General features: G+C 64.3%; 11 protein-coding genes and 1 pseudogene. 10 read left to right on the top strand and 2 right to left on the bottom strand.

The window, feature by feature from the left end; all coding sequences use genetic code 11:
- The first annotated feature begins 2 nt into the window (after positions 1-2).
- Positions 3-1,301 carry an NAD(P)/FAD-dependent oxidoreductase gene (locus tag LB554_RS19855; RefSeq protein WP_224586401.1) on the top strand — a complete coding sequence of 433 codons (1,299 nt, stop codon included), beginning with the start codon at positions 3-5 and terminating at the stop codon, positions 1,299-1,301.
- A 54-nt stretch (positions 1,302-1,355) separates the two neighbouring features.
- Here LB554_RS19855 and LB554_RS19850 read toward each other — a convergent pair whose 3' ends face one another.
- Positions 1,356-2,126 carry an IclR family transcriptional regulator C-terminal domain-containing protein gene (locus LB554_RS19850; RefSeq protein ID WP_140712327.1) on the bottom strand — a complete coding sequence of 257 codons (771 nt, stop codon included), beginning with the start codon at positions 2,124-2,126 and terminating at the stop codon, positions 1,356-1,358.
- Between the two features lie 122 nt (positions 2,127-2,248).
- Between LB554_RS19850 and LB554_RS19845 the strand changes: the two genes are divergently transcribed.
- The 9 genes and pseudogenes from LB554_RS19845 to LB554_RS19805 all read left to right on the top strand — a co-directional run bounded on the left by LB554_RS19845 (position 2,249) and on the right by LB554_RS19805 (position 11,534).
- Positions 2,249-3,106, top strand: a complete 858-nt coding sequence (locus LB554_RS19845; RefSeq protein WP_224586399.1) for a CoA transferase subunit A — start codon at positions 2,249-2,251, stop codon at positions 3,104-3,106.
- Positions 3,103-3,903 (top strand): CoA-transferase subunit beta, encoded by an 801-nt coding sequence (locus LB554_RS19840; RefSeq protein WP_224586397.1) that lies wholly within the window; start codon positions 3,103-3,105, stop codon positions 3,901-3,903. Before LB554_RS19845 ends, LB554_RS19840 begins: the two co-directional genes overlap by 4 nt.
- A gap of 1 nt (position 3,904) precedes the next feature.
- On the top strand, positions 3,905-5,110 hold the full coding sequence (gene pcaF / locus LB554_RS19835; RefSeq protein WP_224586396.1) for a 3-oxoadipyl-CoA thiolase: 1,206 nt from the start codon (positions 3,905-3,907) through the stop codon (positions 5,108-5,110).
- A 152-nt stretch (positions 5,111-5,262) separates the two neighbouring features.
- Positions 5,263-6,294, top strand: a complete 1,032-nt coding sequence (locus tag LB554_RS19830; protein WP_140616526.1) for a BMP family protein — start codon at positions 5,263-5,265, stop codon at positions 6,292-6,294.
- 160 nt (positions 6,295-6,454) lie between these two features.
- Positions 6,455-7,801 (top strand): annotated as a pseudogene (locus tag LB554_RS19825) (ABC transporter ATP-binding protein); the annotation flags it as partial.
- A gap of 236 nt (positions 7,802-8,037) precedes the next feature.
- A complete protein-coding gene (locus tag LB554_RS19820; protein WP_224586392.1) occupies positions 8,038-9,093 on the top strand; it encodes an ABC transporter permease in 1,056 nt (351 codons plus the stop codon).
- A complete protein-coding gene (locus tag LB554_RS19815) occupies positions 9,090-10,034 on the top strand; it encodes an ABC transporter permease (RefSeq protein WP_224586390.1) in 945 nt (314 codons plus the stop codon). Before LB554_RS19820 ends, LB554_RS19815 begins: the two co-directional genes overlap by 4 nt.
- 264 nt (positions 10,035-10,298) lie before the next feature.
- On the top strand, positions 10,299-10,454 hold the full coding sequence (locus tag LB554_RS19810) for a hypothetical protein (protein ID WP_015315103.1): 156 nt from the start codon (positions 10,299-10,301) through the stop codon (positions 10,452-10,454).
- A 138-nt stretch (positions 10,455-10,592) separates the two neighbouring features.
- Complete coding sequence (locus LB554_RS19805; protein ID WP_224586388.1) at positions 10,593-11,534, top strand: LLM class flavin-dependent oxidoreductase; 942 nt, start codon at positions 10,593-10,595, stop codon at positions 11,532-11,534.
- Here LB554_RS19805 and LB554_RS19800 read toward each other — a convergent pair.
- On the bottom strand, positions 11,492-12,226 hold the full coding sequence (locus LB554_RS19800) for a cysteine hydrolase family protein (RefSeq protein ID WP_140791446.1): 735 nt from the start codon (positions 12,224-12,226) through the stop codon (positions 11,492-11,494). The genes LB554_RS19805 and LB554_RS19800 overlap by 43 nt on opposite strands.
- Positions 12,227-12,508 lie beyond the last annotated feature (282 nt).

The raw sequence follows: 12,508 nt of genomic DNA, 5'->3' as shown, positions 1-12,508 counted from the left end.
TCATGGCATCTTCAACGGGTTTCAATTCTGGTCTCGACATCGGCAAATCCTACTACGTCGCCACCGCCAATCCGGCGCCGGACCATCCAGCGCTCGTCGGCGATGCCGAAACCGACCTGGTCGTCGTCGGCGGCGGCTGCACCGGGCTGTCGGCCGCCCTTCACGCCGCCGAACGCGGGCTGAAGGTGGTGCTGCTCGAAGGCGGCAAGATCGGCTGGGGCGCATCGGGCCGAAATGGCGGCCAGATGATCCCCGGCCTGCGCAAGGGCGCCAAGGGTCTGGTCAAGCTCTACGGAGCCGAGCGGGCCAAGGTGCTGTTCGACCTCGCTTTCGAAGCGCGCGGCCTGGTGCTCGACATCATCGAACGCAATGCCATCGAGTGCGATCTCAGGCTGACCGGCCATCTGGTCGGCGCGGTCAACGGATCCGACCTCAGGGATCTGGAAGAAGAGGCCAAGTGCCTCGAGAGCGTGATGAAATTCCGCGATGTCGAGATACTCTCGGCGGCGGCGGCTCGGGCCAAGGTCGACACGCCTTATCATGGCGCCATGTATGAGCCGCTCGGCGGCCACATGCATCCGCTCAACTACACGCTTGGGCTTGCCCGCGCGGCTGTCGCGGCCGGCGTGGTCATCCACGAAAACTCGCTGGCCGTGAAGCTGGAGCGCGAACCCTCGATCCGGGTCTCGACGGCAAAGGGATCGGTGCGGGCCAGACATGTCGTGCTGGCGGGCGACGCGCTGCTCAACGGGCTGGAGCCGCGCGTCAACAGTCGCATCATGCCGGTCGGTAACTACATTGTCGCCACCGAGCCGCTGGAGGGCGCGCGCAACGTCATCCCGGCCAATGTCGCGGTGTCCGACACACGCTTCGTCGTCAACTATTACCGGATGTCCGCCGATGGACGCCTGCTGTTCGGCGGCGGCGAGCGCTACACGCCGTCACCGCCGGCCGACATTGCCGGCTTCGTGCGGCCGCACATGGAGAGCACCTTTCCGCAACTCAAGGGCTGCCGCATCGACCATGCCTGGGGCGGGCTGGTGTCGGTAACGACGTCGCGGCTGCCGCATGTCGGGCACTATGGCGAGGTCTATTTCGCGCACGGCTATTCAGGCAAGGGCGTCATCCTGTCGACGCTCTCGGGCAAGCTTTTGGCCGAGGCGATCACCGGCGATGCCTCACGGCTCGACCTGTTCTCGACGCTGACACCAATGCCGTTCCCGGGCGGCACGGCGCTGCGCGGGCCGCTCTATGTGCTGGGCATGCTGTGGTACGCGATGCGGGACCGGATCAAGCATTGAGGGCGCTATTTAGACGCTGGCGGGCCAACGCCAGGGAAGCCTAACAGGCCTCTATCAGACGACAAAGAAATCCTCGACACGCTGTCTGGCCTCAAGCAGCGCAGGCAAGATCTCCCGCTCCATATCCGCGACGGAAAACCGTGCCGACTGGGTCGAGACATTGATCGCCGCGACCGTGCGCCCAGCGCGGTCGCGGATCGGCACGGCGATGGAGCGCAGGCCGAGTTCCAGCTCTTCGTCGACGATGGCGAAGCCATCCATTCTGGCTTTGGCAATGGCCTTTGCCAGCAACGGTCTTTCAACAATTGTCTTCGGCGTCCGCCGCTCGACCGTTGCCTTACGGAAGAACGCGTCCAATTCCGCCGGTGTCAGCCCCGCCAGCAGCATCCGCCCCATCGAGGTGCAATAAGCGGGTAGCCTGGTGCCGACATCGAGCGATACGCTCAGGATCCGCCGGCCGGGAATGCGGGCGACATAGACGACATCTTGGCCCGACAGGATCGCTGCAGAGCAGGCCTCGTTCAGCTGCGCGGCGACCGCGCGCATGATCGGCGCGGCGAAGCTCCACAGCGAGGCGCCGCCGAGCCAGGTGCGGGCAACGGTCAGCAAGCGCGGGGACAGGGAGAATACACGCCCGGATTGCGTCGCATAGCCGGTAGCGGTGAGCGTCAGCAGGAATCGCCGGGCGCCGGCACGGGTCAGGCCGGCTTCTTCGGCCATTTCGGTCAGGGTCATGCCGGAGGGATGGCGGGCCAATATCTCCATCACGCCGAGTCCGCGCTCGAGCGAGCCGACGTGATCACGGGAAACGGTCTCGTCGTCCATCTCATCTCTCGGTCCGGGCGATCTCGCCACGATTGACACCCCGGCTCAACGGAGTTTAGAAAGTATCGCATTCAATACATGTGTTCGCAATACGAACTTTTTGGACTCTGGGAGTCGCCGCGATGGTCAAGTTCCTGCCGCTCAAACAGGCCGTGGCGGAGAACCTGAACGATGGCGACACCGCTGCCTTCGAAGGTTTCACCCACCTGATCCCGACGGCTGCGGCGCATGAGGCGATCCGCCAGGGATATCGCGACCTGACCCTGATCCGCATGACGCCGGACCTGATCTACGACCAGATGATCGGCATGGGCATGGCCCAGAAAATCGTCTTCTCCTATGTCGGCAATCCCGGTGTCGGCCTGCTGCGGCGCGCCCGCGATGCGATCGAGAACGGTTTTCCCCGCTCGATCGCGGTCGAGGAACACAGCCATACCGGCATGGCCAATGGCTATGAGGCGGGTGCGGCCGGCCTGCCCTGCGCGGTGTTCCGCGGCTATCGCGGCACGGGGCTGGCTGATGTCAATCCGAACATCAAAGCGGTGACCTGTCCGTTCACCGGCGAGATGCTGGCGGCCGTGCCTTCCATCCGGCCCGATGTCACTTTCATCCATGCGCAGAAAGCCGACCGGAAAGGCAATGTGCTGGTCGAAGGCATCATCGGCGTCCAGAAGGAGGCGGTATTGGCGGCGAGGCGCGCGGTGGTGACGGTGGAGGAGGTGGTCGACAATTTTGACGATCTTCACCCCAATCTGACTGTGCTGCCCCGCTGGACGATCGCGGCGATCTCGGTCGTGCCCGGCGGCTCGCACCCCTCCTATGCCCATGGCTATTATGCGCGCGACAATGCCGCCTATATCGAATGGGACGAGGTCGCGGCCGACCGCGAGAAATTCCGGGCCTGGATGCAGGCAAACGTGATCGAGAAAAGTCCCGACGATTTCGCGGCCCGGGTCTCGCATCTGCGGAACGCGGCATGAGCGACAATCAGCTGGGCTTCACCCCCAACGAGATGATGACGATCGCCGCGAGCCGGGCGCTGAGGAATGACGATGTCTGCTTCGTCGGCATCGGCGCGCCGTCCGCGGCATGTAACGTCGCGCGGCTGACGCATGCGCCCGACATCACCTTGATCTATGAGAGCGGCACGATCGGTACGGCGCCCGACGTGCTGCCGCTGTCGATCGGCGATGGCGAATTGTGCGAAACCGCCGTCACCACCGTCGCGGTGCCGGAGATGTTCCGCTACTGGCTGCAGGGCGGCCGCATTTCCATCGGGTTCCTCGGTGCGGCGCAGCTCGACAAGTTCGGCAACATCAACACCACTGTGATAGGCGACTATTTCCATCCCAAGACCCGACTGCCCGGCGGAGGCGGCGCGCCGGAGATCGCGACGTCGTCGAAGGAGATCTACATCACTATGGCGCAGACCAAGCGCGGCATGGTCGAGAAGATCGACTTTGTCACCTCCTTCGGCCATGGCGAGGGCGGCGATCACCGACAGCGGTTGGGCATCGAGACCGCTGGCCCCACGCTGCTGATCACCGATCTTGCCATCTGGAAGCCCGATCCGGTGACCAAGGAATTCACGGTCGTGTCGCTGCACCCCAAGGTAACCCGTCAGCAGGTGCAGGAGCGCTGTGGCTGGGTTGTTAAGTTCGCCGAGGCGCTTGACGAAACACCCGCGCCAAGCGAACTCGAACTGAAGACATTGCGCGACCTGCAGGCCCGCACCAAGGCGGCGCATGCGGGAACCGGAAAGACAAGGGCTGCATAAAATGGCCGAGGCCTATATCTGCGACTACATCCGCACGCCGATCGGCCGCTTCGGCGGTTCGCTGTCTTCGGTTCGTGCCGACGATCTTGCCGCCATCCCGCTGAAGGCTTTGCTCGAGCGGAATCCCGGGATCGATTGGCAGCGGATCGACGACGTCGTCTATGGCTGCGCCAACCAGGCCGGCGAGGACAACCGCAACGTGGCGCGCATGGCCTTGCTGCTAGCTGGGCTGCCGAAGGAAATACCAGGCTCGACGGTCAATCGTCTGTGCGGCTCGGGCATGGACGCGCTGACCATCGCGGCGCGTGCCATCAAGGCCGGCGAGGCGGAACTGATGATCGCGGGTGGTGTCGAATCGATGAGCCGCGCGCCTTTCGTCATGCCCAAGGCCGACACGGCGTTCTCGCGCAATGCCGAGATCTATGACACCACCATCGGCTGGCGCTTCGTCAACCCGCTGATGAAGAAGCAATACGGCGTCGATTCCATGCCGGAGACCGGCGAGAATGTGGCGGAAGACTTCGCTGTTTCCCGCTCGGACCAAGATGCCTTTGCCGTGCGCAGCCAGGACAAGGCGGTCGCGGCCCAAGCCAATGGCCGGCTGGCGAAGGAGATCACCCCGGTGACCATCCCACAGCGCAAGGGCGATGCGGTCACTATCAGCAAGGACGAACATCCTCGCGCCGGCACAACCGTCGAGGCGCTGGCCAAATTGCCGACGCCGTTCCGGCAAGGTGGCACGGTGACGGCCGGCAATGCGTCTGGTGTCAATGACGGCGCTGCGGCGCTCATTGTTGCCTCGGAAGCGGCGGTGAAAACATACGAGCTGACGCCGGTCGCCCGTATTCTGGGTGGGGCCGCCGCCGGGGTCGCGCCGCGCATCATGGGCATCGGTCCGGCGCCGGCGACGCAGAAACTCTGTGCGCGGCTTGGCCTGACGCCGCAACAATTCGATGTCATCGAACTCAACGAAGCCTTTGCCTCGCAAGGCATCGCCGTGCTGCGCCAACTCGGCATTGCCGAGGATGCGCCGCACGTGAACCCGAATGGCGGTGCCATCGCACTTGGCCATCCCCTGGGCATGTCGGGCGCGCGCATCTCCGGCACGGCGGGGCTGGAGCTGCGCGCGCGCGGCGGCCGCTATGCGCTGGCCACCATGTGCATCGGCGTCGGCCAGGGCATTGCCATCGCGCTCGAACGGGCCTGAGCAATCGCTCTTCCTGGCAGGCCAGGAGAGTGGATATGCTCGATCCTGCCAAATTTGACCATGTGGACAAAAGTCCGGACCCGTTCCATAGTTCCCCGTCTGATTTCAGGAACGGCCGGCTCGACACGGCTGTCAAACAGAGGGGCACTTCAATGGAAGACCGGAAGAACAGATCTCATTCGATGCGCGAAGGGCTGTCGCGACGCAACGTGCTGGAGCTGGGCGCGCTTGGCCTGGCCGCGACGATGCTGCCGGGTGCGGCCTTCGCGGCGGGCAAAAAACTGAAGGTGGCGGCGATCTTCGCCACGCCGATCGAAGAACCCTGGGACAACCAGATCCACGTCGCCCTGCAGAAGGCCGAGAAGGAACTGGGCATCGAATACAAATGGTCGGAGAAGGTCCAGACCGCCGACTTCAGCCGCGTCATGCGCGAATATGCGCAGGGCGGCTATCAGCTGGTGCTGGGCGATGCCTTCGCCGCCGAGCGTGAATCGCGCCGCACGGCCAAGCAGTTCCCCAAGACAGCCTGGCTGTTCGGCTCTGGCGCCGGGCCGGCCGAGCCGAATTTCGGCGTGTTCGACAACTGGATCCACGAGCCCGCCTATCTCTCCGGCATGATCGCAGGCAAGATGTCGAAGTCGGGTACGGTCGGCGCGGTGGCGGCGATGGGCATTCCGGAAGTGAACCGGCTGGTCAACGCCTTCTTCGCCGGCGCCAAGGAGGTCAACCCGAACGTCAAGAGGAAGGTCGCCTTCATCGGCTCCTTCTTCGATCCGCCCAAGGCCAAGGAAGCCGCGGTGGCGCAGATCGATGCCGGCGTCGATGTCATCTATGCCGAACGCTTCGGCGTCATCGAGGCGGCGGTGGAAAAGAAGATCTTCGCCATCTCCAACATGTCCGACCAGTCGAGCCTCGGCCCCGACACCGTCATCACCGGTCCGGTCTGGGACATGTACCCGACGGTCGAGCAGGCGATCAAGCTGGTCAAGGCCGGGGTCTACACCGCGCAAGACTATGGCGATTTCTCGCGCATGGCCAAGGGCGGTTCGTATCTGGCGCCCTTCCACAAGTTCGACAAGACTTTGCCCGCCGAGGTCAAGGATCTGGTCGAGAAGAAGAAGGCCGAGATCCTGGAAGGCAATTTCCGGGTGGATGTGGACGAGAATACGCCGGTCTCGGATTGACGCCATGATTGAGGGGCTGGCGCGTGGCGCCCCCCTCTGGCCTGCCGGCCATCTCCCCCTCAAGGGGGGAGATCAGATGTCACTTCGGCTTTCGCCAATCGCCGACCTTGAAACATAAGCGAAGTCGGCGAAGCTGCCAATCTCCCCACTTGAGGGGGAGATGTCCGGCAGGACAGAGGGGGGTGCAGCGCCGCCCTCCGCAGCTAAGGCCGGATCGGAAAAATCAGGAGCATTCTTGTCCGCCCCTCTCATCGAAATGCGCGGCATCACCAAGACCTTCGGCGCCGTCAAGGCAAACGAGGCTGTGGATCTCAGCGTGGCGCCGGGCGAAATCCTCGGGCTGCTCGGCGAGAACGGCGCCGGCAAGACGACATTGATGAACGTGCTGTTCGGTGCCTACGCGCCGGATGCCGGTGAGATCCTGATCCAGGGCCAGCCAGTCAGGATCACGAGCTCGGCCGATGCGCTGGCCGCGGGCATCGGCATGGTGCATCAGCATTTTCATCTGGCACCACGGCTCACCGTGCTGGAAAATCTGCTCATTGGTATTCCGGGCAAATCGGGACGGATCGACCGCAGCGGCGGGCTGGCGCGGCTTGCTGAAATCAGCAGCCGGCACGGGCTGACGCTCGATCCCAATCTGCCGGTCTCGGCGCTGTCGGTCGGCGAGCAACAGCGGCTGGAGATCGTCAAGGCGTTGTTTCGCGGTGCCAAGCTCTTGATCCTTGACGAGCCGACGGCGGTGCTGGCACCGAGCGAGGTCGACGGACTGTTTTCGGCCCTGCGCTCGATGGCGGCGCAAGGCCTGGGCATCATCTTCATCTCGCACAAGCTCAACGAGGTGCGGGCGCTGACGCATCGCTGCACCGTGCTGAGGCATGGCCGCGTCGCGGGCCGTGTCGACGACCCCGCCAACACGACGTCGGCTGCAATGGCTGAACTGATGTGCGGCCATGAGATCGTGCCGCCGGCAAGGGGATCGTCGACGCCCGGCGCCGATGTGCTGACGCTCGACGGTGTTTCAACCTCGAAGCATTCCGGCACGGCGTTGCGCGACGTGTCGCTTGCGGTTCGTGCAGGCGAAATCCTCGGCATCGCCGGCGTCTCCGGCAATGGCCAGCGGGCGCTGGCGGAGATTATCTCGGGCACGCGCGCGCCCGACAGCGGTCAAATGACGATAGCCGGCAAACAGGTCGTGCAATTCTCGCCGCGCGAAGTGCAGGCACTCGGCCTTGGCCGCATCCCGGAAGACCGCATGACGACGGGGCTGGTCACCAATTTGCCGCTCGCCGATTCGATGGTGCTGCCGCGCATCGGCACTTCAGCCTTCTCCGCGAAGGGCTTGCTGAAGCCGGATGCGATCCGCGCTTTCGCCGAGGAACAGATCAAGGCCTACGACATCAGATGTCCCGGGCCGATGACGCGCGCCGGCGCGCTGTCCGGTGGCAATCTGCAGAAGGCGCTTCTGGCGCGCGAGCTTGCCTTCGATCCGAAGGTGCTGATCGTCTCACAGCCGACACGCGGCCTCGACATCGGTGCGGCGCGCTTCATCCATGAAAAATTCCTCGACATGCGCGCCAAGGGCTGCGGCATCATCGTCATCGGCGAGGATCTGGAGGAACTGCTGGTGCTGTGCGACTGCATCGCGGTGATGTATGAGGGCCGCATCGTCGGCACGCTGGACAGTGCCGATGCGACCGTCGCCCGGCTCGGCCTGCTGATGACCGGCGCGGAGGGCCACTGATGTTCCGCCTCGAAGTCCGCACGTCCACGCCCGCCTGGTTCAACCTCGCGCTGCCGCTGCTGGCGATCGTCGCCACGCTCATCCTGTGCAGCGGCCTGATCGCGCTGGCCGGGGCCGGGGTGTTCGAATCCTACGGCGTGATGTTCACGGCCTCGCTTGGCGACAGCTACGCCGTCACCGAAACGCTGGTCCGCGCCGCCCCGATGATCTTTACCGGGCTGGCGGTGGCGGTCGCCTTCCGCGCAAAGTTCTGGAACATCGGCGCGGAAGGGCAATTGCTGGCCGGCGCGGTGGCGAGCTGTTTCGTCGGTGCGATCCCGATGCCAGGACCGCTTGCCATGCTTTTCATGGCGCTGGCAGGGGCGGCCGCAGGCGCGGCGGTCGCGCTGGTACCTGCGACGCTGCGGGTAAAGTTCAAGGTCGACGATGTCGTGAGCTCCTTGCTGCTCAACTCGGTCATCTATTATGCCCTGATGGCACTGATCGAGGGACCGTGGAAGGACAGCTTCAGCGGCTATCCGATCTCGCCGCCGATCGAGGATTCGGCGAACTTTCCGGTGCTGATCGAAGGCACACGGCTGCATCCCGGTGTCGTCGCGGCGCTGATCGCGGCCTCGTTGATCTGGTTCCTGATCGTGCGCACGACGCTGGGCTTCCGGATCAGGGTCACCGGCGAAAACCCGGAAGCGGCACGCTATGGCGGCATCCATGTCGAGCGCGTGCTGCTTTCGACGGCGCTGCTGTCGGGCGCGTTGGCGGGGCTGGCCGGCGTCGGTGAGGTCGGCGGCGTGCATTTCCAGGTGATGAGCGATATTTCGCCGGGCTACGGCTATTCCGGCATAGTCGTCGCCATGCTAGCGCGGCTCAACCCGCTCGGCGTCGTGCCGGCGGCGATCTTCCTTGCAGCCGTGATGACCGGCGCCGAGGCTATGTCGCGCGCGACCGGCGTGCCGGCCTTCCTCAGCGACGTCATCCAGGGCACGGCGCTGCTTGCCATGCTGGTGGCGCTGCTGTTCACGGCCTATCGCATCCGCCGCGTCGGAGCCGTCGGATGAGCGCGGTGTTCGAACAGATTTTTCAGGTCGGCTTTCTCGCCGCCATCATCCGCATCGCCACGCCGCTGGCCTTTGCCACGCTCGGCGAGATGTTCTCCGAACGGGCCGGCGTGCTCAATCTCGGCATCGAAGGCATCATGCTGCTTTGCGCCATGACCGGCTTCACCGCCACCAGCCTCAGTGGAAGCCTGTGGCTGGGTGTCCTGGTGGCGGTGCTGACCGGCATGCTGATGGGCGCGCTGCATGCGCTGTTCACGGTGGTTCTCGGCCTCAGCCAGCATGTCTGCGGTATAGGCGTCACCCTGTTCTCGTCGGGGCTGGCCTATTTCCTCTACCGGCTGATCTTCGGCCAGCAATCGGTGCCGCCGAGCATCAGGGGTTTTCAGACGCTGCCGATCCCGGTTCTCTCGGACATTCCCGTGCTGGGACCTGCGGTGTTCAACCAGTTCGCGCTGGTCTACATGGCCATCCTGGCCATTCCTCTGGCGGCCTTCATCCTTTACCGCACCCCGTGGGGGCTGTCGGTGCGCATGGTCGGCGAGAACCCGCGCGCCGCGGACTCTGCCGGCGTCGGCGTGATTGCCACGCGCTTCCAGGCCGTCATTCTCGGCGGCGCCCTGATGGGGCTCGCTGGTGCTTTCCTGTCGATGGCGCAGTTCAACGCCTTCACCTTCGGCCTCGTTTCCGGGCGCGGCTGGGTGGCGATCGCGCTGGTCGTCTTCGGCCGTTGGGATCCTTGGCGCTCGGCAGGGGCCGCGCTGCTGTTCGCCTTCGTCGATGCCTTGCAATTGCGCATGCAGGCGAGTGGGCTCGGACACATCCCCTATGAGGCGTTCCTGATGCTGCCGTTCATCTTCACCATCGTCACCATGGCCGTCATGTCGCGCAATGCGGTGGCGCCATCGGCGCTGCTCAAGCCGTTTCGAAGGGAAGAGCGTTAGGCGAGTAGGATTTGGTGTCCTTCCTATCCTCCGGAGGGGGAGAGGAAGGGCGTCAAGCTGTCCCGGAATGAAGAAGCTGGACCCTTGGGACGCCTCACATCGATACCCCCGCGCTCTTCCGATCGATTGCCTGGAACCCATGCCCACAGCAATTTCACACCAATCTTCGGCGGTCGACGAGAAAATAATTCTGCCATTTGCACAAAAATAGCAATCGACAAAGTCTACCAGTTTTATAGATTAAGCGGCGAGACGGAGGTCGACATGTCCTATTTCCAGAACGCCCAGACCGACAGCAACGGCCAGCGAGTGGCCAATGCGCAGGGCTTTCGCCCGGCCTATGCCGGCGCTTTCGCCTATCTCGTCTTTGCCCTTGCGTTCGTGTTCACCGGGGCAGTCGTGCTGGGCCTTATTCCCTAAGGCGCGGGATCGACAGGGGCTGCTGCCCCACAACTTTCAGGCAATCGGAGTTGAATGAGCCGGATCCCGGGGCGTTTTCGCGCGCCTGAGGATTCGCATTTCACAGCATCAGTGATTCCAGTGATGGAGGAGATGACAATGCCGATCGAATTCACGCATTTACCCGGCAAGACCGCCGACGCGGCGGTTCCCTTTTTCTATGACTTCGCCGAGACCTCGACCAAGCTCGGGCTGATCGAGGACAGCGGTTTCCAGAAGATCGTCGTCGACGATTCGGCCGGGTTGCTGACCAACATGGATCTGGCCTCGCAGGTGCTCAACCGCACCGCTTCGCTGGAAGTGGTGCTCACCCACTGGGCCGGCGTGATCGAACCCACGGTCGCTGCCCGCCAGCTGGCGTCCATCGACAGGGAGAGCGGCGGACGGCTGACGCTCAGGATGATCAGCGAGCCCTTGAACGACGACGATGCCGAGAAACGGCCGGTCGGACATGGCGTCGTCTGGCAGCGCATCGACGAATATCTGGTGCTGTTGAAGCGGCTGTGGTCGAACGACCGGCCCTTCGATCACGAAGGCGCGTTCTACAGCATCAAAAGCGGTTATGTGCCGCGCAAGGGCCCGCATGGCGCCGACCTCGTGGTCCGCATGGGCGGGCAATCCGGAACGGCGCTGAAGGTGGCCGGCCGGCATGCCGATGTCTTCGAACTGGCGCCGGGGCCGATCGACGATATCAGGCAATTGATGGAGCGGGCACGTGGCGCCGCGGCCGAACATGGCCGTGCGGGCAAACTGCGCTTCGCGCTTCCGGTCAGGATCCACCAGGGTGTTTCCGCCGCCGGCCACAAGGCGGTCGACCTATCCGGCCCGCCTGCTCAGGCCGCGCTGTCGCTGCTCGCCTATGCCGGGCTCGGAATCGATGAGTTCATGATCGTCGGCGTCGACACGCCGCGCGAGATCGCGACGGCCGGCCGGGAAACATTGGCGCTGCTGCGCAACTCCCTGGCGCGCCGGGAGGCCAGCGAGTTCCAGCCTGGAGCTTATGCGCCTCGCCCAGGATTGGAGACGCGAGCAGCGGGGTGAAGCCCATCAATCGCCTGCTGCTTCAGGCTGTCGCCAAGCCGCGACAGGCCTTCAATGACGGCGTCCGAATCGGCCAGCACGCCGAAGACGCCGTCCTCGACCGTCACCATGTGCAACGCCGCTTCATGCGCTTGTCTGTCGCCGCTGGCGCAGGCGTCCGAAATCGTCAGGCACTGGAAATTGCGGTCACAGGCCTCGCGCAGCGTGGTGTGGACGCAGACATCCGTCGTGCATCCGGAAAACATCAGATGCGTGATGCCTTGCGCCCGCAGCACAAGCTCGAAATCCGTATAGGTGAAGGCGCTGTTGCAGGTCTTGTCGATGATGATGTCGTGCGGCGCGACGTCGATCTCCGGGACGATCTGGAACCCAGCGCCTGAGCGCAGCAGGACGTCGGTGCCGTCGAGGCCGGAACGCTTGCGGCGCCATTTCTCGTAGGGCGTCATGTCGGCCATGTCGGCGCGGTAACCCTGTCTTGTGTGGATGACCGTGACGCCGGCTTTGCGCGCGGCCGCGATCAGGCGGTTCACGGCGGGCAGGATCGCCCGCAGCCGCGAGGGGTCATACCCCTTCCTCGCGAAATAGCCCGATGTGGACAGGAAATCCTGTTGCAGGTCGATGACGACGAGCGCGGTGTTTTCGGCAACCAGCCTGCCGTCATAGGGGTAGTCGAAGGGTGTCGCCTTGATCATCCGGAGCTCCTTGCCGCCGGCTCACCCTAGCGTGTCCGCATCGATGCGGCGACACCGGATGCCGACATCGTGTGGCCCGGGACCGAGATCGCCGGCGCGGATCGGCCGGCTGCGCGGGTGAGGGCCCGTACGCGGCAACAATGGCACCGGCCCCGGAGCGTTTCAGGTTTTTGCGGTGCATTCCCATCTTAAATCTTGACTAACAATATCATGTTTCATAGTCAACCGGGGACCTGCCTCCGCAGACAGGATCGGAATGCGGCGGCGGGGCTGGAGAAATGC

Origin of the sequence: Mesorhizobium sp. CO1-1-11, assembly GCF_020164995.1 — a bacterium.
GTDB lineage: Bacteria > Pseudomonadota > Alphaproteobacteria > Rhizobiales > Rhizobiaceae > Mesorhizobium > Mesorhizobium australicum.
The sequence above is the reverse complement of the archived record's forward strand: the minus strand, read 5'-3'. Positions and strand labels throughout refer to the sequence as shown.